Origin of the sequence: Saccharopolyspora aridisoli (genome assembly GCF_004348445.1) — a bacterium.
Lineage (GTDB): Bacteria > Actinomycetota > Actinomycetes > Mycobacteriales > Pseudonocardiaceae > Saccharopolyspora > Saccharopolyspora aridisoli.
The window spans coordinates 1-22,541 of record NZ_SMKV01000048.1 but is presented as its reverse complement, the minus strand read 5'-3'; the positions used below and the strand labels follow the sequence as shown (position 1 = coordinate 22,541).

Annotated in this window: 22 protein-coding genes, 3 tRNA genes, 1 rRNA gene and 1 riboswitch; of the genes, 16 read left to right on the top strand and 10 right to left on the bottom strand. The window is 69.0% G+C overall.

Going from position 1 to position 22,541, the window contains the following annotated elements:
- Positions 1-2 precede the first annotated feature (2 nt).
- Positions 3-1,355, bottom strand: a complete 1,353-nt coding sequence (locus E1161_RS24765) for a GNAT family N-acetyltransferase (protein ID WP_235875285.1) — start codon at positions 1,353-1,355, stop codon at positions 3-5.
- A gap of 294 nt (positions 1,356-1,649) precedes the next feature.
- Here E1161_RS24765 and E1161_RS24760 point away from each other — a divergent pair, with 294 nt between their 5' ends.
- The 3 genes from E1161_RS24760 (at position 1,650) to E1161_RS24750 (ending at position 4,217) form a co-directional block, all read left to right on the top strand.
- Entirely contained in the window at positions 1,650-2,594 is a 945-nt protein-coding gene (locus tag E1161_RS24760) for a hypothetical protein (RefSeq protein WP_132627140.1), read from the top strand.
- 14 nt (positions 2,595-2,608) lie between these two features.
- Positions 2,609-2,998: a hypothetical protein gene (locus E1161_RS24755; protein WP_132627139.1), complete on the top strand. Its 390-nt coding sequence runs from the start codon at positions 2,609-2,611 to the stop codon at positions 2,996-2,998.
- A gap of 100 nt (positions 2,999-3,098) precedes the next feature.
- A complete protein-coding gene (locus E1161_RS24750) occupies positions 3,099-4,217 on the top strand; it encodes a polysaccharide pyruvyl transferase family protein (RefSeq protein ID WP_132627138.1) in 1,119 nt (372 codons plus the stop codon).
- Here E1161_RS24750 and E1161_RS24745 read toward each other — a convergent pair.
- The 3 genes from E1161_RS24745 to thiD all read right to left on the bottom strand — a co-directional run bounded on the left by E1161_RS24745 (position 4,208) and on the right by thiD (position 6,325).
- Positions 4,208-4,477: a hypothetical protein gene (locus tag E1161_RS24745; RefSeq protein WP_132627137.1), complete on the bottom strand. Its 270-nt coding sequence runs from the start codon at positions 4,475-4,477 to the stop codon at positions 4,208-4,210. The genes E1161_RS24750 and E1161_RS24745 overlap by 10 nt on opposite strands.
- Before the next feature lie 221 nt (positions 4,478-4,698).
- Entirely contained in the window at positions 4,699-5,409 is a 711-nt protein-coding gene (tenA, locus tag E1161_RS24740; RefSeq protein ID WP_132627136.1) for a thiaminase II, read from the bottom strand.
- A gap of 118 nt (positions 5,410-5,527) precedes the next feature.
- A complete protein-coding gene (gene thiD / locus E1161_RS24735) occupies positions 5,528-6,325 on the bottom strand; it encodes a bifunctional hydroxymethylpyrimidine kinase/phosphomethylpyrimidine kinase (RefSeq protein ID WP_132627135.1) in 798 nt (265 codons plus the stop codon).
- Positions 6,313-6,405: riboswitch (TPP riboswitch) on the bottom strand. It overlaps the preceding gene by 13 nt.
- A gap of 442 nt (positions 6,406-6,847) precedes the next feature.
- Between thiD and E1161_RS24730 the strand changes: the two genes are divergently transcribed.
- The 5 genes from E1161_RS24730 (at position 6,848) to E1161_RS24710 (ending at position 10,722) form a co-directional block, all read left to right on the top strand.
- Positions 6,848-7,588 carry a hypothetical protein gene (locus tag E1161_RS24730; RefSeq protein WP_132627134.1) on the top strand — a complete coding sequence of 247 codons (741 nt, stop codon included), beginning with the start codon at positions 6,848-6,850 and terminating at the stop codon, positions 7,586-7,588.
- A gap of 238 nt (positions 7,589-7,826) precedes the next feature.
- Positions 7,827-8,024 (top strand): hypothetical protein, encoded by a 198-nt coding sequence (locus E1161_RS24725; RefSeq protein WP_132627133.1) that lies wholly within the window; start codon positions 7,827-7,829, stop codon positions 8,022-8,024.
- Between the two features lie 158 nt (positions 8,025-8,182).
- Positions 8,183-9,820 carry an AMP-binding protein gene (locus E1161_RS24720; protein WP_328591311.1) on the top strand — a complete coding sequence of 546 codons (1,638 nt, stop codon included), beginning with the start codon at positions 8,183-8,185 and terminating at the stop codon, positions 9,818-9,820.
- 66 nt (positions 9,821-9,886) lie between these two features.
- Entirely contained in the window at positions 9,887-10,528 is a 642-nt protein-coding gene (gene orn, locus E1161_RS24715; RefSeq protein WP_132627132.1) for an oligoribonuclease, read from the top strand.
- 121 nt (positions 10,529-10,649) lie between these two features.
- A tRNA-His gene (locus tag E1161_RS24710) sits at positions 10,650-10,722 on the top strand.
- 114 nt (positions 10,723-10,836) lie between these two features.
- On the opposite strand, the gene E1161_RS27385 is transcribed toward E1161_RS24710, so the two are convergent.
- Positions 10,837-10,998: a hypothetical protein gene (locus tag E1161_RS27385; protein WP_165939928.1), complete on the bottom strand. Its 162-nt coding sequence runs from the start codon at positions 10,996-10,998 to the stop codon at positions 10,837-10,839.
- Positions 10,999-11,007: 9 nt separating this feature from the next.
- Positions 11,008-11,130: a hypothetical protein gene (locus E1161_RS28445; protein WP_268951422.1), complete on the bottom strand. Its 123-nt coding sequence runs from the start codon at positions 11,128-11,130 to the stop codon at positions 11,008-11,010.
- A 174-nt stretch (positions 11,131-11,304) separates the two neighbouring features.
- Here E1161_RS28445 and E1161_RS24705 point away from each other — a divergent pair, with 174 nt between their 5' ends.
- Positions 11,305-11,937, top strand: coding sequence for a tetratricopeptide repeat protein (locus E1161_RS24705; RefSeq protein WP_132627131.1), 633 nt, complete (start codon positions 11,305-11,307; stop codon positions 11,935-11,937).
- Between the two features lie 88 nt (positions 11,938-12,025).
- On the opposite strand, the gene E1161_RS24700 is transcribed toward E1161_RS24705, so the two are convergent.
- On the bottom strand, positions 12,026-12,571 hold the full coding sequence (locus E1161_RS24700) for a hypothetical protein (RefSeq protein ID WP_132627130.1): 546 nt from the start codon (positions 12,569-12,571) through the stop codon (positions 12,026-12,028).
- Between the two features lie 259 nt (positions 12,572-12,830).
- Here E1161_RS24700 and E1161_RS24695 point away from each other — a divergent pair, with 259 nt between their 5' ends.
- Positions 12,831-13,394 (top strand): YdeI/OmpD-associated family protein, encoded by a 564-nt coding sequence (locus tag E1161_RS24695; protein WP_235875284.1) that lies wholly within the window; start codon positions 12,831-12,833, stop codon positions 13,392-13,394.
- Positions 13,395-14,428: 1,034 nt separating this feature from the next.
- Complete coding sequence (locus E1161_RS24690) at positions 14,429-15,238, top strand: esterase/lipase family protein (RefSeq protein ID WP_132627128.1); 810 nt, start codon at positions 14,429-14,431, stop codon at positions 15,236-15,238.
- Between the two features lie 75 nt (positions 15,239-15,313).
- Here the strand turns inward: E1161_RS24690 and E1161_RS24685 are convergent, their stop codons facing one another.
- Positions 15,314-16,453: a L,D-transpeptidase gene (locus tag E1161_RS24685; RefSeq protein WP_235875283.1), complete on the bottom strand. Its 1,140-nt coding sequence runs from the start codon at positions 16,451-16,453 to the stop codon at positions 15,314-15,316.
- Positions 16,454-16,787: 334 nt separating this feature from the next.
- On the opposite strand from E1161_RS24685, the gene E1161_RS24680 reads away from it, so the two are divergent.
- The 5 genes from E1161_RS24680 (at position 16,788) to E1161_RS24660 (ending at position 19,927) form a co-directional block, all read left to right on the top strand.
- A tRNA-Lys gene (locus E1161_RS24680) sits at positions 16,788-16,860 on the top strand.
- A 151-nt stretch (positions 16,861-17,011) separates the two neighbouring features.
- Positions 17,012-17,084: transfer RNA gene (locus E1161_RS24675), tRNA-Lys, on the top strand.
- Between the two features lie 152 nt (positions 17,085-17,236).
- The gene (locus E1161_RS24670; RefSeq protein WP_132627126.1) at positions 17,237-18,208 is read left to right on the top strand and encodes a hypothetical protein; all 972 of its coding nucleotides are present in this window, start codon (positions 17,237-17,239) and stop codon (positions 18,206-18,208) included.
- Between the two features lie 130 nt (positions 18,209-18,338).
- Entirely contained in the window at positions 18,339-18,869 is a 531-nt protein-coding gene (locus E1161_RS24665) for a DUF5134 domain-containing protein (RefSeq protein WP_132627125.1), read from the top strand.
- Between the two features lie 134 nt (positions 18,870-19,003).
- Positions 19,004-19,927, top strand: a complete 924-nt coding sequence (locus E1161_RS24660) for an ABC transporter substrate-binding protein (protein WP_132627124.1) — start codon at positions 19,004-19,006, stop codon at positions 19,925-19,927.
- A gap of 1 nt (position 19,928) precedes the next feature.
- Here E1161_RS24660 and E1161_RS24655 read toward each other — a convergent pair whose 3' ends face one another.
- On the bottom strand, positions 19,929-22,295 hold the full coding sequence (locus tag E1161_RS24655) for a glycoside hydrolase family 3 protein (RefSeq protein WP_132627123.1): 2,367 nt from the start codon (positions 22,293-22,295) through the stop codon (positions 19,929-19,931).
- 130 nt (positions 22,296-22,425) lie between these two features.
- A 5S ribosomal RNA gene (gene rrf / locus E1161_RS24650) occupies positions 22,426-22,541 on the bottom strand.

Below are 22,541 nucleotides of genomic sequence, written 5' to 3'. Positions count from 1 at the left end.
GACTACTCACCTGGGCGTCGGAACACCATCAAGGCGGAATTCTTGTTCGGCAAACCGACCTCGGCCACCTGGGCGAAGCCCGCCTTGCCGAAGGCGCCCACCGAAGCTCCATTGTGGACATTCGGCTCGGCGACGACGCTGCGGCACGCCGGGTCCGCCGCCAGCAGCCCTCGCGCGACGGCCTCCAGCAGGGCGGAACCCACGCCCTCACCGATCGCGTCCGGCTCGCCGATGGCGATGTGCGCGCCCATGTCGTGCGGCGCGTGCGAGTAGCAGCGGGCCAGCTTGTCCCGCTGCACGCGGTAGAGCTCCAGGTAACCGATGTCACGGCCGTCGCGCGCGACGATGCACGGCACCGAGCGCTCCCCCGCGAGCTGCGTCGCGATCTCGTCGCGCCACTGCCTGAGCGGCCAGTCCTGGTTCCAGTGGGCCGCGACGTGCTCGCGGTTCATCCAGCGGTGCACCAGCTCGACGTCCGGGCCGCCGTTCTCGCCGGTGATCGCCACCGGCCGCAGGCTCCAGCCGTCGCCGAGCTCGGGCAGCGGCACCCCGGGCACCGCCGCCGGCGGCTCCAGGCGCAGCGGGTTGCGGAACTCGAAGGCCACCGGCCGGACCCGCACGGCACCGGTTTCGCCCCGGTAGCGCAGCTGCGAGCCGTTGAGCGCGGCGAGATTGGTCAGGGTCGGGCTGGTCAGCCAGTGCTCGATCAGGTCCGCGCTCTGCGGGTGCTGCTCGGCGATCGCACCGAGCCGCTTGGCCAGCTCGGCGAGCAAGTACTCCTCGTGCACCACACCGCGGCGGCCCAGCAGGCCGACGACCACCAGCACGCCCCGGCTGAGCAGGCGCGCGGTCAGCTCCGCGCGGCCCCGGCCGTCGTGAGCGAGCACCCCTGGCAGCAGCCGTTCCTCGATGTGCCCGGTCAGCCAGCGCTGCGCCTCGGCGGCGTTGGACAGCGAGCGGCCGACTGTGAGCAGGTCGTCGGGCAGCGGCAGCGGATCGACTTCGCGACGCGGCAGCGCGTCCAGCAGCCAGTCGACCAGCGTCCCCGACTCCGGCGCGTTGATCGGCGCGTCCGCCCGGGAGCGCGCCCGCGCGTCGGCCGAGCAGGCGGCGGCCAGCAGCGCCGGGTCCGCCGCGACCAAGATCCGACCGGCCTCGTCCAGCACGCTGATCGAGCCAAAACCGTGCGCGCCGGTCGGCGAGTCGTGGACGACGTCGACGTGCAGCGACAAGGACGCGATGGTCAGCCGGAGCGGACCTTCGGCGACCGGCGTGTGGGTCTCGGCCAGCCAACGCCGCAACAGCACCGACGCCCGTTGGTGCTGTCGCCCGACCAGGTCGGCTCCGTGAGACACGCCGCGCTCCCTCCCAAGACTTCTGTAAGTGGAGCCTAACCTAATCACTTTTTCGGGGTACATGCCATCACCCGGAGATCGGGACCGATCGGGCCGACCGGACGAATCGGCGTCCTCCCACAACGTGCACAGTGGACAAATGCGTGCCAGCATCCTCCGACGCGGCAGCAAGACCACACGATTGATCAACACCTGATCCGGTGACGATCGTTGTGTCTCGCTGGGCGTTGCCTGAACATCCGCCCTACTCTCCGATTCATCGAATGGGCCCACCGTCCGGAGAGGAGACCACCCATGGATGACGCCGATGCAGTCGTGCCGCTCCGGCCGGGTTTCGACATCCAAGTCCGAGGTTTCAGCCGCCACCAGGTCGTCGAGCACATCGAGCTCCTGGAAGATCAGCTGCGCATGGTCACCATCGACCGCAACGAAGCGGTCCGGCTGAACAACGACCTGCGGACGCTCTGCGACGACACCCGCAGCAGCCTGGACCGAGCCGAACAGCGGCTCAAGAGCATCGAGTCCTCGGACACGGGCCTGCCCGCCGCTTCCCAGCGGGTGCAGAACATGCTCGCGATCGCCGAGGACGAGGTGCAGACCCTGCGCGATCAGTCCAAGCGGCAGGCCGAGATCATCCGCGGCACCGCGGAGACCGAGGCCAGGGCGCTGATCAGCGAAGCCGAGCGCGCTGCCGACGAACTCCGCGCTGAGTGCACCGAACTCGTCAACGACGTCGAGTCCCGGCGCGCGAAGCTGCAGCGCGAGCACGAGCAGAAGATCAGCGAGCTGCGCAGCCGCGAGTACCGGCTGCGCCAGGAGATCCGCAACGAGTACAAGCGGGTCATCGCCGACGCGCAGGAGGAATCCGATGCGATGATCGCCGAGACCCGCAGGCAGTGCGGCCAGTGGGACGCCGAGTCGGAGCAGATGCGGCTGGAGGCGCTGGAGGAGATCCGCGTCGAGCGGCTGCGGCTGGAAGAGCTCCGGAACTCGATGCTCGCGGCGATGGACAACGCCAAGCAGGTGCTCGACGACTCGACCGAGACCATGCGCGTCAGGATAGACATCGCCGCGACGCCGGAGCCGGTCGAGCCGGGAGAGCCGGTCGAGCCGGTCGAGCACCGGTTGCAGCAGGTCACGCTGCCCGAGCAGCGCGACGACGTGCAAACGTACACGATCCCCATCGAGCCGCAGCACAACAACGGAGCGTCGACGGCTCCCACTGCGCGGCAGAACTGATCAGGGAGGCCGCTGTGGAAGTACTGGTGCTGATGTTCGTGTGCGGTCTCGCGGTGGCCACCCTGGTGTTCTGGCCGCTGCTCCACCGCGCACACCGCAAGGCGGCCGAATCGCAGCAGGCCGCTCCGCACGGCGAGCACGCGCTGGGGGCGGCTTCGGCCGTGGAGCACTCCGCCACCACCCCGGAGGCGAGCGGCTCGGGCGAGAAGACCGACCGCGGAGGTGACGGCGAGGCCACGCAGCCGGTGGCGGTCGAGGCGACCGCACCGAAGCCTCGCGAACCGGAATTGATGGAGATGCCGGAGCTGCCGACCGACATCTTCGACGCCCGCTACCGGGCCAGGTTCAACCGCTCCCAGCGGCGCCTTGAGCGCATCCGCGCGGAGCTCGACAACGCCGGCTGATTCCGGCCATCCGGCCCGTGCGGTGCGACATTGGTACGGGCATTTCGCCGGTTGCTAGGTTCGAAGGCGAACCTAGCAACCTACGGCTGGAGTCTCGCAGGTGAAGAACCCGCCCAGGATCTACCTCGTCGCCACGACGGGCCACCCCAACTACGGCGACGAGCTGATCGCCGCGGCCTGGCTCAAGCACCTGGCGAAGGTGGCTCCCCACAGCGAGGTCTGGCTGGACTCCCCCAACCCCGGGCCCAGTTCCGTGCTGCTCTCCGACCTGCACCCGAACGTCAAGTTCACCGACACCTTCTGGCGGTTGTGCTGGGACGCGCCCGACGACGAACCGTGGTCGGTCGCCGCCTTCGTGCAGCACGCGATCCACAACCCCGGGCTGGCGCCGCGCTGGGTCTCCGGCATCGAGCTCGCCGCCCAGATGGACCTGTTCCACGTGGTCGGCGGCGGCTTCATCAACGGCATCTGGCCGCGGCACATCGGCCTGCTCGCGGCCACCGCAGCCGCCGCGCACCGCTCCGGCGGCCGGGCGGTGATGACCGGGCAGGGCCTGTCGCCGATGGCCGAGGGCGCCGAGCCGCTGCTGCGCAGCCTCGCCGAGCAGTTCGAGGTCGTCGACGTCCGTGACGAGCCGTCGGAGGCGATGCTGGTCGAGCCGTCGGTCACCGGTGACGACATGTTCTTCGGCGTCGAACCCGGGCTCTTCCGCACCGGCGACGACGACGTCCGCGACGTCGTGGTGTGCATGCAGTCGGACCTGCTGGACGAGTCGGTGCCCGCGCTGGCCGGATTCCTGCTGGACACGCTGCGCGAGTGGCGGGTCAAGCCGGAGCAGGTCGCCTTCGTGGAGGGCATCCCGCGCGCCGACCGGGAGGTGTTCTCGCTGGTCGAGCACGACCTGCCGGGGGCCCGCTTCCACGCGTTCGACGAGATCATGCGCGACGGCCTGCCCGCCAGACCAGGGCAGCGGTGGCTGTCGACGCGGTTCCACCTGCACCTGCTGGCCGCCGCCGCGGGCGCGAGCGGGGTCGCGGTGTCGATCAACTCGGGTTACTACACCAACAAGCACCGGTCGTTGATCGACCGCGGTTCCGGCTGGGAGCTGAGCGAGGGCCTGCGGATTCCGTCGAGCCCGAGCGCCGGCGGCTTCAGCTCCGCTGCGCTGCGCGAGATGCAGCAGCGCAAGGCGGCGCTGGCCAAGTCGATCTACGGCTGAGGCACCCGGTCCTGCTCGATGCGCACGGTGTCGCCGAGCGCGTTGGTCTCCTCCGGGGTGCGCGACTCGGGGATCTCGCGCTCCGGGACCTGCGGCTCGACCGCGGACTGCGGCCAGATCCGGGGTGCCTCGATGCCGGGAAGCAGCTGCGCGGACTCGGGGGCCTCGCGACCGCCCTCGCGACGGTCAGCGATGTAGAACGGCGCGGCGGCCAGGATCGGGACCGACATGCCGAGGAAGACGATCAGAAGTGAAGACATTTGCCCCAGAACTCCATCCACACCTGCGGAAGATTCCGCCACTCACAACGCCCTGCTAGGGCAGGGGGCTCGCCCAGCATGTCGCTGTGCGAGCCACTTCGTTAACACCGCGAGATTGTGTCGCGCATCACATCCTGGATCGCGCTGAGGCTCAACGCGAAACGGATGAGGGCCCGCCGCTTCGGCGGGCCCTCACCGGTGTTCACGAGACGCGGAACTTGTCACCCGAGGAATTTCGCAGTGGGCCAGGTCTCCTTGGTCCACGCGCCGTTCCAGAACACCCACTCGTACTCGGTCGCCCGGGTGAACGCGGCGAACATCTGCTCGCGCGTCGCGTCGTCCGAGCGCGCCGCGACCTTGTCGACGAGCTCCCGGGCGGCCAGCACGGCTTCGGCGAACTCGTCGTCGGCGTAGGTGGTGATCCACGCCTTGTAGGGGTGGCCCTCGATGTCGCCGGTGGCGTCGAGGATCTTGCTGCCGACGTACTGGTACACCCAGAAGCACGGCAGGATCGCTGCCAGCAGCACCGGGTACGACTCGGTCAGCGCGCAGGAGCGCAGGTAGGACGTGTAGGCCAGGCACGAAGGCGAGGTGTCCACACCGGAGATCTCCTCGTCGGTCAGGCCGAACTCGGCGACGTACCCGGCGTGCAGCCGCCGCTCCTCCACCAGCGCGCCCTGCGCGGCCCCGGCGAGGAACGCCGCGTCGGCCGCGTCATCGGCCCTGGTCGCCGCGGCCGACAGCGCCTGCGCGAAGCCGACCAGGTAGCGCGCGTCCTGCACGATGTAGAAGGCGAAGACCTCCCGTTCCAGGCTGCCGTCCGCCAGCGCCTTGTTGAACGGGTGGTCCACGATCGCCTGCTGCAATCCGGCAGTGCGCTCCCACGCCTGGGCGCAGAACCCTCCGGCAGGCGGAGCGGGCAACGTGCTCATGAGAGCTCCTCGCAGAAGTCGGTTTCGGGTGCGAAGCGGCCGGCAGTTTTCTGGCCCGACCGCCCACGATCGACGTTCGTCCTGCCCGGACAGTTCGAGGAGAACTGCCTTCGGCCGCTCACCACCAGTGGTGGAAGTGGTGAACCGGGCCGTGGCCGCGGCCGACGTCGAGGCGCTCCGAGGCGCGCAGGGCCTCGGTGAGGTACTGCTTGGCCTCGCGGACGGCCTCCGGCCAGTCCGCGCGCTGCGGGCGCAGCGCCGCGATCGCCGCCGAGAGCGTGCACCCGGTGCCGTGATCGTTGGTGGTGGCCACCCGCTCGCTGCTGAGGAACTCCGCCGAGCCGTCGCCGTAGAGCAGGTCGACGCTCGACTCCCCGCTGAGGTGCCCGCCCTTGAGCAGCACCTGCTTGGCGCCCAGCGCAGCCAGCCGCTCGGCCTGCGCCAGCATCTCGTCAGGATCGCCGATCTCGGCCTCGCCGAGCAGGTCAGCCGCCTCCGGCAGGTTCGGCGTGATCAAGTCCACCACCGGCAGCAGCTCGTCGCGCAGCGCACCGACGGCTTCAGGCGCTAGCAGCCGGTCGCCGCTCTTGGCGACCATGACCGGGTCGAGCACCACGAACGGAGGCGAGCAGCGTTCCAGCACGGCGGTGACCGCGCGGATGACCTCGGCGTTGGCGAGCATGCCGATCTTGACCGCGTCCACCCGGACGTCGTCGAGCAACGTCACCAGCTGGTCGGTGATGAAGTCCGGCGGGACCTCCTGCACCCGGCTCACCCCGGTGGTGGTCTGCGCAACCAGCGCGGTGATCACCGACATGCCGTAGGCGCCGTTGGCCGAGAACGCCTTGAGATCAGCCTGGATACCGGCGCCACCGCTGGGGTCGGTCCCGGCGATGGTCAGCACATTCGGAGCCATGACGTCCCTCCGCTAGTACGAGCTAGGTCAGGTTCGACGGGTCTGTTCTCAGCCCTGGCAGGGCACCCCGCGTCACTGGCACCAACCTAACAACCCAGCACAAGCCTCCGGCTCGCGCGGTTCACTCGACCGACCCGATCACCTGGCCGAGGTGGAGCACGTCGCGCAGTCGCACCTGGTGCCACAACGTGCGCGTGGCCAGCACGAACATCCGGACCGGGGTGCCCGTCGGCCTCCGCGGGACGCAGCTCGGCCAGCGGCTGCCCAGCCAGCGCCCCCGCTCCCGTCGGAGGCCGGCCAGCGCACCAGACGCCAGCGGGCGGGCCCGCGCGCTGGCCCCGGCGGGCGGAGATCGGAGATCGCGACCCCCGGTGCCGCGAGTGCGACGAATGCCGCAGCGGATGAGCCCACCAGAGGGAAAAGCCACCCCGATGGAGCAGTGCGACCGCGATCGATTTCACACCGTGAAAGCCACCACCGGAAGGCAAGGTCATCTCTCGAAGCGGACTAAAGTGGAGGGCGATGGAAACCACGACCGATGCCCCAGGCTTCGCCCGCTCACGCCGGCAGCGTCCTGAAGAGGACCCGGCGCAGATCTGGGCGCCGCTAGCGGACCTGACCGAGGCCGCCGTCGCGGCCGCCGGATCGGGGACGGTGGCGATCACCCGCGGCTTTGACCGCAACAGCCGTCAGCGCGCCAAGGCACTGCGAGATCTGCTGACCCGGCGCGACGTGCCCGCGATCGAGGTCACGCCCGCCCCGGGCAGTGATCGGTTGCTGGCCGACGTGGCGGTCAGCGCGGTGGTCAACCTGATCGGCGCCGGTTCGTGGCAGCCCTACCGGCTCGCCGCGCAGCTGCGCGCCCCGGTGCTGACGCCCAAGCCCGGCACCGAGCCAGGTGACGAGGTCACCCGGGATGTCATCGCCCTGGCCGGTGAGGAGTCCGGCAAGCGCGACGTCGCGCTCTCGCACGTAGCGGTGCGCGGCGACAAGCCGGCCGAGGGCCGGCTGACCGTCTCCTTCGACGACACCGAGCAGATCGTCGACGGCGGCTGGGTGACCGCCACCGTTACCGGCGACCAGCTCAGCGTGCAGTTCGGCGGCCAGGAGCTGGACGAGCAGTCGATCAACACCGGCAAGATCCGGATCGAGGCGTCCGAGGCACCGCACCGCCTGGTGCGCGACGAGCTCCCGATCGCCGACTTCGAGGGCGCGGTCGTGCTCTCCGCCGAGCCCGCCGGGCTGAAGGTACGTCCGGTCTGACGGTTTCTTGACCCGGACGAGTGTCGTCGGCTAACAGCGTTCGCTCAGGGGCGATTCCCGGTTGTGGGGATCGCCCCTGAGTTGCGTTCGGGCCCGCGAACCCGGCCGTGATCGCGCACACGTTCCCGTTGTTCCGGCCGAGTACCGTCACGCCCCTCGGAAACGCGCGTCCCCCACCAGGAGCGCGCGCTGCGCGGCTCCACCGCACCGAGCGGATCGGCACAGGGAGGCTGGGACTGTGGGCCCCAACCAGGAGTGGCACGTCAGTTGTCGCGACGTCGCCGGACGGCGACGAGACATGTCGGTGTTCGTCAACCACGGCCGGGTCGCCATCGTCGCGCCGTCCGGGGAGACGGCGGTGCTCTCACCGCTGGAGGTCGGTCGCCTGCGCGCAGCCCTGCGCGAGGCGGTGGTCAGCGCCGCCGGCGTCGACTAGGAGCGCCTGGCGGTGGGCCGTCAGGCGCTCCTGGAGGGGGCCGCTCCGCCCTCTCTCGATCGCCGGAACCGGGATACTCGACACGGAGGACTTGGCCGGGAGGATTACTCACGGCACAATCTACTCCCGAGTAGGTTCCACGGACGAGGGGTGACCGAGTGAGCGTTTTGCGGCGACTGCCCAGTTTTTTCACCAACCACGCCGCACCGGCACTGCACACCTTGTTCGTGCTGGTCCGACAAGGCGTCATCCGGCCCATGAGGCCGGACAAGCTGGTGCGCATCGCGCTCGCCTACCGCCGGTGGGGCATCACCCTGCCGCTCGGATTCGCCGTCGGCGCCGCCCGCCACCCCGATCGCCCCGCCGTGATCGACGAGCGCGGCGCGCTCAGCTACGCCGAACTCGCCACCCGCACCACGCGCCTGGCCGCTGCGCTGCGCGACCGAGTGCCCCGCAAGACCCGCATCGGCGTGCTCACCCGCAACCACCACGGACCCGTCGAGGTCATCGTCGCCGCGGCCAAGCTCGGCGTCGACGTGGTGCTGCTCAACGTCGGGCTCAGCACCCGGCAGCTCGCCGACGTGCTCGCCGAGCAGGACGTCAGCGTGCTCGTCCTCGACGAGGAGTTCGCCGGGCACCTGCAGGACCTGCCGGGCGACCTCGACGTCGTCCTCGGCTGGGCCGACGGCCCCACGGAGCACAACACCCTCGACCACCTCATCGCCACCGGCACCGGCAAGCAGGTGCCCCGACCCAACCGGCACTCGCGGCTGATCGTGCTCACCTCCGGCACCACCGGCACGCCGAAGGGCGCGCGACGCCCCGACCCGCCGAGCCTGAACCCGGCAGGCGCGGTGTTCTCCCGCATCCCGCTGCGAGCGGGCGAACGCGTGCTGCTCAGCGCTCCCCTGTTCCACACCTGGGGGGTCGCCGGGTTCCAGCTCTCCGCCGTCCTCGGCGCCACCCTGGTGCTGCGCCGCAAGTTCGACGCGATCGACGCGCTGCGCACCATCCAGCGGCACCGCGTCGGCAGCGTGTTCGGCGTCCCGGTCATGCTCCAGCGGATGCTCGACCTGCCCGCCGAGGAGCGTGAGCGCTTCGACACCTCGTCGCTGCGCATCGTCGCCGCCAGCGGCTCCGCGCTGCCCGGTGACCTGGCCACCACGTTCCAGCGCGCCTTCGGCCCGGTCCTCTACAACCTCTACGGCTCCACCGAGGTCTCCTGGGTGAGCATCGCCACCCCCGCCGACCTGCGCGCCGCACCGTCCTCGGCCGGGCGGCCGCCGCGCGGCACCACCGTGCGCGTCCTCGACGACAGCGGCGAACCCGTCCGACGCGGCGAGACGGGCCGCATCTTCGCCGGCAACGACATGCTGTTCGACGGCTACACCAACGGCAACAGCCGCGAACGGCACGAAGGGCTCATGTCCACCGGTGACCTGGGCCGGTTCGACCGCTCCGGGCGGCTGTTCATCTGCGGCCGCGAGGACGACATGATCATCTCCGGCGGCGAGAACATCTACCCCAAGGAAGCCGAGGACGCCATCGCCGGAATCGCCGAGGTCTCCGAAGCCGCCGTCATCGGGGTCGACGACGCCGACTTCGGCCAGCGCCTGGCCGCGTTCGTCGTCCCGCGCGAGAAGGGCTCGATGGACGCCGACCAGGTGCGCGACCACGTCCGCAGCCGGGTGTCGAAGTTCGCCGTCCCCCGCGACGTGATCTTCCTCGACGAGCTCCCGCGCAACGCCACCGGCAAGGTCGTCCCCCGCGAACTCCGGACGCACCTCGACGGGTAGCCCCCGAAGCTTGCGATCCCGACACTCTTCCGCGATCAACCGGTCGCGGGAGTTAGGCTGCGTCGAGTGAATGACCGTCTAGTGTGGATCGACTGCGAAATGACCGGGCTTGAGCTCGGCAAGGACGCGTTGATCGAGATCGCCGCCCTGGTCACGGACGCGGACCTCAACATCCTCGGCGAAGGCGTGGACATCGTCATCCACGCCGACGACGACGCCCTCGCGGGCATGCCCGAGGTCGTGCGCGACATGCACGACCGCTCGGGGCTCACCGAGGAGGTCCGCGCATCCCAGGTGACCCTCGCCGAAGCAGAGCAGCAGGTCCTGGAATACATCCGGCAGCACGTGCCCGACGTGCGGTCCGCGCCGCTGGCGGGCAACTCCATCGCCACCGACCGCGGGTTCATCGCGCGCGACATGCCACAGCTCGACGCGCACCTGCACTACCGGATGGTCGACGTCTCCTCCATCAAGGAGCTCTGCCGGCGCTGGTACCCGCGCATCTACTACGCGCAGCCGGAGAAGGGCCTCGCCCACCGCGCGCTGGCCGACATCCGCGAATCCATCCGCGAGCTCGCGTACTACCGGCGCACCGCGTTCGTCCCACACCCCGGTCCGAGCAGCGAGCAGGCCCAAGCCATCGCCGCCGAACTGCTCAGCGACCCCGGAGGGGTCAGCGGGACCACTCGAGCCCGCGAGCAGTCCTGAGGCCCCGCTGAGCTGCTCGGACGCGAAAACCGGAGGCGGTGGAGATCCCGTGGTGGGCACACGCTAGGATGGTTTCCGTTGCTCCGGACGAGGCCCGGCAGGGCCGGTCCGAGCGGCCGAGGTGGGTGTAGCTCAGTCGGTAGAGCACTGGGTTGTGGTCCCAGGAGTCGCGGGTTCGAATCCCGTCACTCACCCTAGATGAAGATGCAGGTCAGAACTCCGGCCGACTGCTGAACGGGCAGTCGGCCGGAGTGTTTTGACCTTGCGATGTCCGATTTTGGGGGCGAAATGGGGGCGGAAGTCCGCCATCACGGTGCCCGGTAGGGCATCAGCAGTTCGTCGAGCAGCGGAACCGGCGAGCGCGGCGACAGCTTCGCGCGGGCTCCCAGCGACTCCTCCCAAAGCCGCGGCAAGGCGGCCATGAGCTCGGCTCGCATCTCGGGTGTCGGGTGGGCGTAGGTTCCGCGCATGCCGGGAACCTAGTGGCCCATGCACTCGGACTGCAGGACGTAGTGCACACCTGCGTTGTCCATCATCGGCTGGTGCCCGTGTCGGAGCCCGTGCGGTGTGAGCCCCGCGACGAGCGGAGCCCAGGACGTCACCGGCACATCGTCTCGGGTCGAACCCCGGTGCCGTCGCATTGGCCACCGTCAAGGCCGTCATACGAGATCAGCGTGCCGTCGAGCCGGAGCAGCTGCGTCTTCTGACACGACACGCATCGACCGCGGCCATCGTCGACGCTGACCAACCGGGGGCGTCCCCGGCCGACTGGCAGCGTGAACGGCTGCCCCGGTTCCACAGCCGGCTGGCTCGCGCTGCTGGTTGGCTGCCTCGAATACGACCTCGGTCAGCGCCAGGCGGCAGAGGCGACGCGCCGGTCCGCGCTGAGCTTGGGCCGAGAGGTTGGAAGCTCAGGAATCTTGGGTTGGGCGCATGAGATGCGCGCTTGGTTCGCTCTACCTCCGGCGACTACCGGGGCGCAATCGCAGCGGCGGATGGCGGCGAGGCCGCGGCGGGCAGCCACAGCGTGTCGCCAGCTTGTCGCCCAGAAGGCCAAGGCGCTTGCGCGCATGGGGCGCAACGACGAGATGCTGAAAACCCTCGAGCACGGCCGCGTTCTCCTCGACGGCATGCCGTACCCCGACAACGTCGAGAACCATTTCATGGTCGACCCGTCGAAGTACGACTTCTACGCAATGGACTGCTACCGCCAGGTCGGGGAGAACCGCCTGGCCCGTGAGCTGTCCGAGGAAGTGATCCGAGCTAGCACCGATTTCCAGAACCACGAGCGGTGGCCGATGCGGATCGCGGAAGCGCAGGTCACGCTCGGAGTCGTGGCGGCCAGGGAGGGCAACCTCGACGAGGCCATCGGCTATGGCCGGCGGGCGCTCAATCCACTTGTCAACTGACGAGTGTTCGATGGTTCAGAGCGAACCGTCCTTGAGGAAGCAAGGTCACAAACGTACGAAGATGGTTTGCAGGCTGTGGGTGCGTGAGTCACAGCTCGTACCACGGCTCGGGTTCTCGCCCCGAATCCCACGAGGCGTAGAGCTCGTGCGACTCGGCGGCTACTCCGATGCTGGCATCCATGGGCTCGCCGCTCCGGTTGCCGACAAATTTCACCTGGTCGCGGAAGGACTCGCCGGGAGCGATGACCATACTGCGCCAACGATCGTATTCAGGCCCGAACGGTTCGGAGGGTTGGTCACCGCGACTGGCGAATCGGATCTCCAGTTCGGATACGGGCATAGGTCGATCCGTGGCGTTGGTGATGGTGATCTCCGCCGCCCATGTGCATCCGGGCACAACCGGGACGCCGGTCTTGGGGCCGGATTCGATGCCGGGTACGTCGGGGGCCGAATGCGGGGCCGCCATCGTAATCTCGTAGCCACCATCGAGTGTTGCGGTTTCTCCGAATGCCACCTCCTTCCCCCTGTCGTCTTCGAAACCACCCGAAGCTCCGGCGACGACTAATCCGAACACGACCAACGCGATGGCGAGCTTGGAAAACCGACGTAGGCGGGAAGGCGACGAGCGTGTCATGGCCGCAGGCTACGACAGCTGGTCGCGTCCAGGGGAGAAATCACGGTGTGGATGAACGATGCAACCTCTGGCCACCAGCGGTGACGGTGGTGGCGATTTGGCGGACTTCAGGGATGTCGGGCACCAGGTGAGGAACTCCCAGCGGGCGTTGCCAACTTGGTGGCGTCGGCTCCGGTGCGGGCCAGGGCGAGGAGGGTGCGCAGGTTCTCCCTGGCTATCCAGGCTCCGGGTGTGGTTCGCTGCTGGGGTGACTCAGGACTTGGAGATCGTCGCATTCGAGTCCGCCGAGGCATTCCAGGCATGGCTCGGCGAGAACCACGCCGTCTCGTCCGGCATCTGGCTCAAGCTTCGCAAGAAGGGCCCCGGAATCGTCGCGCTGGACTACACCCAGGCGCTCGACGTGGCACTCTGCTACGGCTGGATCGACGGCCAGAAGGCCAAGTTCGACGACCAGTGGTGGCTCCAGCGGTTCACCCCGCGCAAGCCGCGCAGCAAGTGGTCCAAGGTCAATCGGGACAAGGTGGCCGCCCTGATCGAACAGGGCCGGATGCAGCCCCCGGGGCAGGCCGAGGTCGACCGCGCCAAGGCGGACGGCCGCTGGAAGGCGGCCTACGACGGCGCGAAGACCGCCACGGTGCCGGACGACCTCGCGGCGGCCCTGACCGCCGACCCGGCCGCGGCGGAGTTCTTCGAGACACTGGACCGGCAGAACCGCTACGCGATCCTGTACCGGGTCCAAGACGCCAAGAAGCCCGAGACCCGGGCGCGCCGGATAGAAAAATACGTAGCGATGCTGGCCAAGGGCGAAAAGCTGTACCCGTAGTCCGGGAGAAGGACCGCAGCCGTGTAGTGCAGGTCCAACCAGCACCAACAGCCATACTCCCCGTGGGGGAGCCGTCGGAACCGGCCCTGCTCCCCACGCTCCTGGATAGCTGTTCTGGAGCACACCCTCACCCGCGCCAAGGCGAAGTCACGCCCGACGAGTTCTACGACGACGCCGTTACCCAGGCGCAGGAGAACCGCGAGGACTACGCCGAGACCTCGCAGGTGCTGGTGGACGCCACCGACGAGGACGCGCTGCTGCTGGCACTGAGCACGGCGGCCGACCAACGCGAGCAGGCCGAGCGGCTCATCCGCGAACTACTCGCCTACGGCCGGCACAACCCAGCCCGGCTACAGCTGGCAAGCCCTCGCCAACGCCGCCCGCTTGTCCTACGCCACCGCCAGGCGTCAGGTCAGCGACGACGACAGTGCCGCAGTTCGCGACGCCCTCGGGGCAGTCAACATCGAACCGGCACACGCATCCGGTGCAGATGAGGACGGCCGATGAACGAGCCCGGAGACCCCGACCTCCGGGGCTGACAGCCGCGGAGGGTGGAGCGGCGAACGCTGGGAGCGAACCTGGGAGCCGGGACCGACTCCCAGGTTCGCCGGAAGTCGGTCAGGTACGGCCATACGCGGACACCGGGTGGTCGATGACCTGCGACGATACGTCGACCGTCGGAGGTCAGACGCGGTCGATCTATGTGGTGGTCCCAGGAGTCGCGGGTTCGAATCCCGTCACTCACCCTAGATGAAGATGCAGGTCAGAACTCCGGCCGACTGCCGAACGGGCAGTCGGCCGGAGTTTTCTCGCTCGGTGCCCGATTTCGGGAGCGCGGAGTGGGAGCAGCTTCGCGCAGCCCCTCCAGTCGGCGATCGAGGAAGCCCGCGACCCCGACATCCGACCAGGTCAGATCGTCAACACCCGCTTGACACCGGTGGCGCCTCGGGTTAAGAACCACTGCACGGCAACCCGTTCGGACCTGCGTCCAGCGGCGTTTTGGAGCATTCCCGGCCACTGGAAGGAACGACCGCATGCGACACCGAGGGCTGCCAGCACTGCTCGCACTGGCGATCGCTACTGCACTGCTCGGATCCGGCACCGCGCAGGCCGCCCCGGTGGGCGTCTCGCCGCCCGGGGCCAACGACTGGAGCTGCGAGCCCAGCGCCGAGCACCCGCGGCCGGTCGTGCTCGTGCACGGCACCTTCGAGAACATGGCCAAGAACTGGTCGCTGCTGTCCCCGCAGATCAAGCAGGCGGGCTACTGCGTGTTCGCGCTGGACTACGGCAACAACGCCACGGGCCGCGTCGAGAACTCCGCGCAAGAACTGGCGTCCTTCGTCGACCAGGTCCTCGCGGCCACCGGTGCGAACCAGGTCGACCTCGTCGGGCACAGCCAGGGCGGCATGATGCCCCGCTCGTACTTGAAGTCCCTCGGCGGCGCCGCCAAGACCGGCGAGCTGATCGGGATCGTCCCGTCGAACTACGGCACCACCACTCCGCTGGCGGGCCCCGCAGGCGTCGCCTGCGAGGCGTGCGCCCAGCAGATGCAGGGATCGCCGTTCCTCGCCGACCTCAACGCCGGCGACGACACCCCGGACGGCCCCGACTACACGGTCATCACCACCCGCTACGACCAGGTGGTCACCCCGTACACCAACGCCTTCCTCCACGACGGCCCCGCCAACGACCTGACCAACATCACCGTGCAGGACGCGTGCCCGAACGACCTCGTGGAGCACGACCAGAGCCCCAACGATCCGGTGGTGGTGCAGTGGGTGCTCCACACCCTCGACCGGGAAGGGCCCGCCGACCCAGGATTCCAGCCGAACTGCTTGCTGTGACCCCGATGCGGCTTTGACGGGAGAGGAGGAAGCGACCGCGTCGTGCGTCCCACGCGGTCGCTTCGCTCCCGAGGGCTACTTGTTGCCCTTCTGCCACTCGTTCCAGGGGACCTGCCAGTCTCCGAACCCGTCCCAGGAGCGGAGGTTCGGGCCGCCCGAGTTGGTGATCTCGACCACGTCGCCCTTCTTGAGCAGGTTGAAGACCCACTCGGCGTTGGCGTTGTTCATGTTGATGCAGCCATGGCTGACGTTGCGGTGCCCCTGGTCGCCCACCGACCACGGAGCCGCGTGCAGGAACTCACCGCCGTTGGAGATGCGGACCGCCCACTCGACCTCCGTCTGGTAGCCACCGGCCTCCAGCGGCAGCCCGTAGGTCGTCGAGTCCATCATCTTCTTGCGGTGGTGCTCGGTGACCACGTGCACGCCGTTGTTCGAGGGAAACTCCGGCTTGCCCAGCGACACCGGCATCGTCCGGATGACCTGGCCGTTCTTCTCCACGCTCATCTGGTGCGACGCACCGTCGGCCTTGAGCACCACGCGGTCGCCGATGGTGATGGTGGCCTTGCGGTCCTCCTCGCCCCACAGACCCGGCCCGAACTCGCGACCGTATGCGTCCACCGCGATCGAGATCTTGGTGCCCGGCTGCCAGTAATCCTTGGGCCGCCAGTGCACCTCGCGGCTGTTGAACCAGTAGAAGGCGCCCTCGACCGCCGGCTCGGTGGCGATCTTGATCGCCTCCTCCGCCTTCCGCTTGTCCGGAGCGGGCGCGTTGCTGCTGAAGCGGAACACCAGCGGCTGGCCGACCCCGACGGTCTCGCCGTCCAGCGGGATCATCGACACGTAGGTCTGCGACTTCGGGTCGATCGTGGTGAAGGTCGACTGCTGCGTGATGGCCGGGCCGGCCTCACCCTGAGCCGTCACCGCCAGCGTGTAGGTCTTGCCGTAACCGGTCTTCTCCGCCGAGGACCAGCTCGCGCCGTCCGCAGACACCTGTCCCGGCACCTGCTTGCCGTCGGAGTTGGTCAGCGTCGCGTTCACGATCCGGCCGCCGCTGACCTTCGCGGTCACCGGAGCCGCCGGCGACACGTCCTTGGCCCCGTTAGGCTGCGCGAACCGCACCACCGGAGCCGGCGACCCCTGGTCCTGCGCGGCCTCCACTCCCGCGCCGCCGCTGCACCCGGCGACCAGCAAACCCACCAGCCCGACGACCGACACGGTCGTCAGCCGCCCAACCCGCGAGAGAACCCCTACCGGGTTACGCCTTTTCCTCATTGGCAACTATCCGTCCCGTTACAAACCACAAACCACACCTGCGCCTGACCACTAGTGTGCCGTAATCACCCGACCGTGCATGCAGCGACCGGGTCTGCACTCAGTGTCATATTCCCTGTGCTCCGGCCACACTCCGCGCGCATCCGGTGGACGTGCGGACGGGTAGCGGGGTTGCCCTCGACCGACGAGGAGACCCCCTGCCGAGGGCACGCACGGCCCGTGCTAATGTTTTCGACGTCGCCAGGGAGACCGAACGGAAACCCCGGGAGACGCGCTAGCGCCAATAGCTCAACTGGCAGAGCAGCTGACTCTTAATCAGCGGGTTCGGGGTTCGAGTCCCTGTTGGCGCACAGCAGAAGAAAGGCCCGCCTCATGGCGGGTCTTTTTCATTTCTCGATACCGCTCCCGGCGGACATGGCCCCGAACACGGTCGGACCTGCTGCACGGGCCGTTCCGAGCGAGTGCTAATCTTTTTCGCGTTGCCGGGGAGACCCGGGGCCAGCGCCAATAGCTCAACTGGCAGAGCAGCTGACTCTTAATCAGCGGGTTCGGGGTTCGAGTCCCTGTTGGCGCACAGCGATAGAAGACCCGCCCCATCGGCGGGTCTTCTTCTTTCCGCGAGACCGGACCCTCTCCAGCACGTGAAAGCAGCGGGACAGCAGCCGGCGGGACTCTGGCGTGGTCCACCAGGACCACCTCGGGAGAATCATGAAGGTTCGGCTCGCGATGGCATCCGCATCAGGAGCGCTCCTCCTCGCCGCCAGCAGCGTCGCCACGACGCACGCCGCAGCGACCGACGAGCTCGAATGGGTCTGCGTGGTGAGCGCGCGTGGGCAGTCGCTGCTGCTGCCCGGTGCGGCCGTCGACCGGCTGGTCGCCGAGACGCCGTCCTACCGCGGCCCCTGCGCCGAGTACGGCGAGTCCGCACCGCTCGGCGACGGCCGGATCACCGCCTACACCCAGTTCCTCGACTCGCGCCCGGTGTCCATCGGCGTGCGGATGTCGGACGCGAGCTTCAGCGGGTTGCCGCACGACCCGCCGACGGACGGGACGCTGTGCTTCGACGAGAACGGCGACGCCAGCACCGATCCGGCCCACGAGTGCTCGGGCGGCTACGGGCAGAAGCTCGAACTAGGTGAACGCGCACGGCAGCAGCCCGATTTTCCGTTCACCTACGTCCTCAACAACTGGAACCCGCACGGCCACTTTCCGCTCGGGGTCTACGACGAGCCGCACCACGACGTCCACTTCTACCTCAACGACAACGCCGAGCGGCTGGCGATCCGCACCGGCCCGTGCCCCCAGCCGGTGCACTGCGACGACTACGAGTTGGGCAAGCGGCTGCCGGATTCCCGCTACGTACCAGCTGTTTTCACCGACGCCGACGCGATCGAGCCCGCGATGGGCAACCACCTGATCGATCGCACCGCACCGGAGTTCAACGGCCTGCCGTTCCGGCACACCTGGATCTACGGTGTCTGGAACCGCGAGGTCACCTACTTCGAACCGATGATCACCTCGGAATGGCTCGACGGGCTGCGCACCGGAGCCGTCGAGGACGGGTGCTACGACTACGAACTCCCGGCCGCGTGGCAGGAGACCGGTTGGTACCCCACGGTCTACTGCACCCGGCACAGCGGAACCCGCCACGAGGTGTCGGTCTCCTTGGAGAACTTCGTCCACCGCACGGCATCATGACCGTCCACTGGAGACTCGACCACGCCCGGTCACCGCGGTTCGCCGAAGTCCGCCCGCAAGGCGGTACCTGCGGACGTCCCGAGGCACCAACAATCGATCGCGCACGCGGCTCCGGCGACGGTGGAGGGTCATGCTCGAGCAGGTCATGACCGGCACGGTCATCGCGGCGACGGCGACCGCGCTGGCGCGACTCGGAATCGGCCACCGCAAGCAAGAACGCCCCTGCCACGTCGACATCGCCCAGCTGATGATGGGTCTGGGCATGGTCGCGATGCACCTGGCACCGTCACCGCTGCTCGCCGTGCCCTTCCTCGCTCTCGCCTGCTGGTTGGGGTTTCGGGCGGCGCTGCTGCGCACCGGCTCGCACCTGCACCACGCGATCGGAGCGCTGGCGATGGTCTACATGTTCGCCGGGCAGCAGTCCGCGGTCGCCGGAGCTCCACTGGTCACGGCAGGACACCACCACTCGTCCGTCGCGATCGCGGCGCAGGCCCCGGGATTCGCGTTCCCGCTGCTGGCCTGGTCGCTGATCGCCTACTGCGCGCTGGCCGCGGGGTTCGCCGCCACCGACCTGGTGCGCGCTCCACCGCCGCGACTGCGTTCCCTGGTCGAGCTGGCACTCTCGGCTGCGATGGCCCACATGTTCCTGGTGATGCTCTAGGAGTTCCTGGTAAGCCGCCGCTGACAGTTCCCCCTGCTAATGATCAGTATTACAAGCCGCAGCTCTGGTCACCCCCACGCAGGCAGGTTAGGCTACCCAAACTTTTGCACGATCCCGACAGATTGGGTGCCTCAATGCTGCGCCATCGCAGACTCTTCGCGGCGATTTCCGCCGCGTTCGCCCTGGGCATCGCCGGTTGCGGCACTCCCGCGCCCGAGCAGCCCGCGCCCGCCCAGAGCCGCGTCGTCCAGCACGCCAAGGGCCAGACCACCATCCCCGGAACACCGCAGCGCGTGGTCGTGCTCGACACCGGCGAGCTGGACTCCGTGCTGGCTCTCGGCGTGAAACCGGTCGCTACCGTGCTGCCCGACGCCAACACCCAGCTCCAGCCGTACCTGGCGCAGAAGGCGGGCAACCCCGAGATCGTCGGCACCATCGGCTCCCCCAACCTGGAGAAGATCGCCGCCCTCAAGCCGGACCTGATCCTGTCCAGCAAGACCCGCGACGACGAGCACTACGAGGCCCTGAGCAAGATCGCCCCCACCGTCTTCGCCCAAACCGTGGGCAAGACGTGGAAGGAGAACTTCCTCCTGGACGCCGAAGCGCTCGGCAAGCGCGCGGATGCCGACCGGATCCTCGCCGACTACCAGGCCCGCGCCGCCGAGATCGGGAAGCAGGCCGCCGGGCGCAAGGTCAGCATGCTCCGGTTCATCCCCGGTGACATCAGGCTCTACAACAAGGGATCGTTCATCGGCACGATCCTCGCCGACGCGAACTTCAACCGCCCGGACAACCAGCTCGGCGACAAGACCTTCACCAAGCTCAGCCGCGAGCAGATCTCCCAGGCGGACGGCGACATGCTCTTCTACGCCGCCTACGGCAACAACGCCCGCCAGCAGATGAACCAGGTGACCGGCTCCGTGCAGTGGACCACCCTCGGCTCGGTGCGCGCGGGCCAGGCCATCGAGGTGCCCGACGACACCTGGTACTTGGGCCTGGGCCCGCTCGCCGCCAACCTGGTGCTCGACGACCTGGAGAAGTTCGTCGCCAAGAAGTGAGTCAGCGCCCGGCGTCGAGGCGGAGATCGCCGGAGCTCGGACCCACGCGCACATCCTCAGCGCCCGGCTCGACCTCCACCGTCACCTCCACCTCGGCCCCGGGTTCTGCCGTGGCCACCGCGAAACCGGCCAACCGCAACGGATCCGCGGTGTAGACCTGCACGACCTCGCGGCCGGCGCGGTCACCGGTGTTGCGCAGCTTCACCGTGACCGCGTCGCCTTCGAGCGTCGCCTCGTCGTACGACCACGTCGTGTAGCCCAGCCCGTGCCCGAAGCTGAATCCCGGCGTGACACCCCGAGCGGCGTAGGCGCGGTAGCCGATCAACGGCCCCTCCTCGTAGCTCAGCTCCCCGTCGACCGGCTGCACGCCCGGCAGCGGCACCGGCACGTCCGCGAGCGCGGCAGGCAACGTCGTGGGCAGTCTGCCGCCCGGCTCCGCCGCTCCTAGCAGAACGTCGGCCAACGCGTCGCCGTACTCCTGACCGCCGAACCACGTCCACAGCACCGCAGGCGAGTCCGCCGCCCACGGCATGAGCACAGGACCGCCCGCGTTGACCACCACGACCGTGTTCGGGTTGGCCGCGATCACCTCCGCCACCAGCTCGTCCTGCTGGCCGGGCAGGTCCAGCGAATTCCGGTCCCGACCCTCCGTCTCGACCTCGTCGTTGGTGCCCACCACGACCACCGCGACATCGCAGTCCCGCGCCGCCCGCAAGGCGGCCTCCAGCTCGGTCGCGTCGTCCCAACGCTCCGGCCGGTGGCCGAGGCCCACGCAGATCAGGTCCGCGTCGACCTCCAGCGGCGTGAACTCCACCGCCAGGCGAACGCGACCCGCCTCGTCCAGGTCCGAGTCGACAAGCACCACGTTGAAGCGCTGCTCCGGGGGCGCCAGCATGTCGCCCAGCGGATCGTCGACCTCGCTGCTGCTCTTGACGTCGGCGGAGAGCACCTCGCGACCCGCGACCTCGACCCGGAACTTCCCGGTGCCGTGCACGCCGAACACGTGCTCACCGACCTCGGCGGTGAGCCTCCCGCTCACCTGGAGCTTCCTGGTGCCCTCCGGCATCGCGCCGAGCTGCCACGTCAGCCGCTCGGTCCCGCGCAGCTCGGTGTCGAGCACCTGGCCCTCGTCCCCCAGGTACTCCACGCGCAGACCGTTGCCCTCGCCCTCCGGGTCGAGCACCAGCTCGGGCGGGATCGGGTCGAGCAGCCGCCGGTGCCGCACACCGCGCTGGTAGCGGACCTCGGCGTGCGGCAGGGCCTTGCGGATGCCGTCCAGCGGTGTCACCACGTGCGGCGGGCTGACGTGCGACGAACCCCCGCCCTGGACCGCGGGGAAGGAGGCGTTCTCGCCGATCACCGCGACCTTGGCGATCTGCTGGTCCAGCGGGAGCAGCGAGTTGTCGTTGCGCAGCAGCACGAACCCGCGGGCCGTCAGCTCCCGGATCGAGGCGCGCGCCTGCTCCGGCGGGGCTTCCACGGTCTTCTGCTCGGCCTCGTCATCGCCCAGGGCACCGACACGGTCCGCCAGGCGCAGCAATCGCAGCACCTTGTCGTCCAGGACCGACTCGTCGACCTCACCGTCCTGGACCGCCTTCGCCAGGGCGCCATCGGCCCACGGGCTCTTCGGGCCCGGCATCGCCAGATCCAGTCCACCGTTGGCCGCACCGGCGCAGGACCTGGTGGCGAACCAATCGGAGACGAGCACGCCGTCGAAGCCCCACTCGCCCTTGAGGACGTCGTTGACCAGTGCGGAGTGCTCGGTCATCGTGTGGCCGTTGACCGAGTTGTAGGCGGCCATCATCGCCCAGGGCTGCGCCTCGTCAACGATGCGCCGGAACGGTGCCAGGTAGCAGTCCCGCAGCGTCAACTCGTCGATCACCGCGTTGTAGGTGAGCCGTTCCGTCTCGCTCTCGTTGCCCACGTAGTGCTTGGGCGTGGCCGCCACACCGCGCGACTGGATGCCGGCGACGATCTCCGCACCCATCACACCGGTCAGCAGCGGGTCCTCGGAGAAGTTCTCGAAGTGCCTGCCGCCGAACGGGCTGCGGTGCAGGTTGATCGTGGGTGCGAGCACGACGTGCACGCCGCGCCGGACGGCCTCGTCACCGAACAGCTCGCCGGCCCGCCGCGCCTCGGCCCGATCCCAGGTCGCCGCCAGGCCCGACGCGACCGGGAGCAGCAACGAGGTGTCGCGCTCGTCCCAGGTCGTGCCGCGGACCCCGTTCGGGCCGTCCGAAAGCACCAGCCGGCGCAAACCGATCTCCGGCACCGGGTGCAACGTCCAGAAGTCGGCACCGGTCAGCAACCGGGCCTTCTCCCCCACCGTCAGCTTCTCCAGCAACGATCGGAGGTCTTCCTCTTCCACTCCCGCGCCCCTTCCGCCCGGACTCCGGCGACCAAGTCTCGAGCACCGGAACGACCTTGTCGAGCGGGGACGCGAAAGAGCGGGGCTGGTTGATCCTGCTCGGATCAACCAGCCCCGCTCTTGAGGATTGTGTCGGCGGTGTCTTACTCTCCCACACCCTAGCGAGTGCAGTACCATCAGCGCTGGGGAGCTTAGCTACCGGGTTCGGAATGGGACCGGGCGGACCCTCCCCGCCATCGCCACCGA

Bases quoted from the DNA above. Each gene is read 5' to 3' on its own strand.
- E1161_RS24700 (WP_132627130.1), bottom strand. From the start codon at position 12,571: ATGACACGCTCGTCGCCTTCCCGCCTACGTCGGTTTTCCAAGCTCGCC.
- E1161_RS24660 (WP_132627124.1), top strand. From the start codon at position 19,004: ATGCTGCGCCATCGCAGACTCTTCGCGGCGATTTCCGCCGCGTTCGCC.
- E1161_RS24670 (WP_132627126.1), top strand. From the start codon at position 17,237: ATGGCATCCGCATCAGGAGCGCTCCTCCTCGCCGCCAGCAGCGTCGCC.
- E1161_RS27385 (WP_165939928.1), bottom strand. From the start codon at position 10,998: ATGCGCGGAACCTACGCCCACCCGACACCCGAGATGCGAGCCGAGCTC.
- E1161_RS24730 (WP_132627134.1), top strand. From the start codon at position 6,848: ATGGAAACCACGACCGATGCCCCAGGCTTCGCCCGCTCACGCCGGCAG.
- E1161_RS24760 (WP_132627140.1), top strand. From the start codon at position 1,650: ATGGATGACGCCGATGCAGTCGTGCCGCTCCGGCCGGGTTTCGACATC.
- thiD (WP_132627135.1), bottom strand. From the start codon at position 6,325: ATGGCTCCGAATGTGCTGACCATCGCCGGGACCGACCCCAGCGGTGGC.
- E1161_RS24745 (WP_132627137.1), bottom strand. From the start codon at position 4,477: ATGTCTTCACTTCTGATCGTCTTCCTCGGCATGTCGGTCCCGATCCTG.
- tenA (WP_132627136.1), bottom strand. From the start codon at position 5,409: ATGAGCACGTTGCCCGCTCCGCCTGCCGGAGGGTTCTGCGCCCAGGCG.
- E1161_RS24665 (WP_132627125.1), top strand. From the start codon at position 18,339: ATGCTCGAGCAGGTCATGACCGGCACGGTCATCGCGGCGACGGCGACC.
- E1161_RS24690 (WP_132627128.1), top strand. From the start codon at position 14,429: ATGCGACACCGAGGGCTGCCAGCACTGCTCGCACTGGCGATCGCTACT.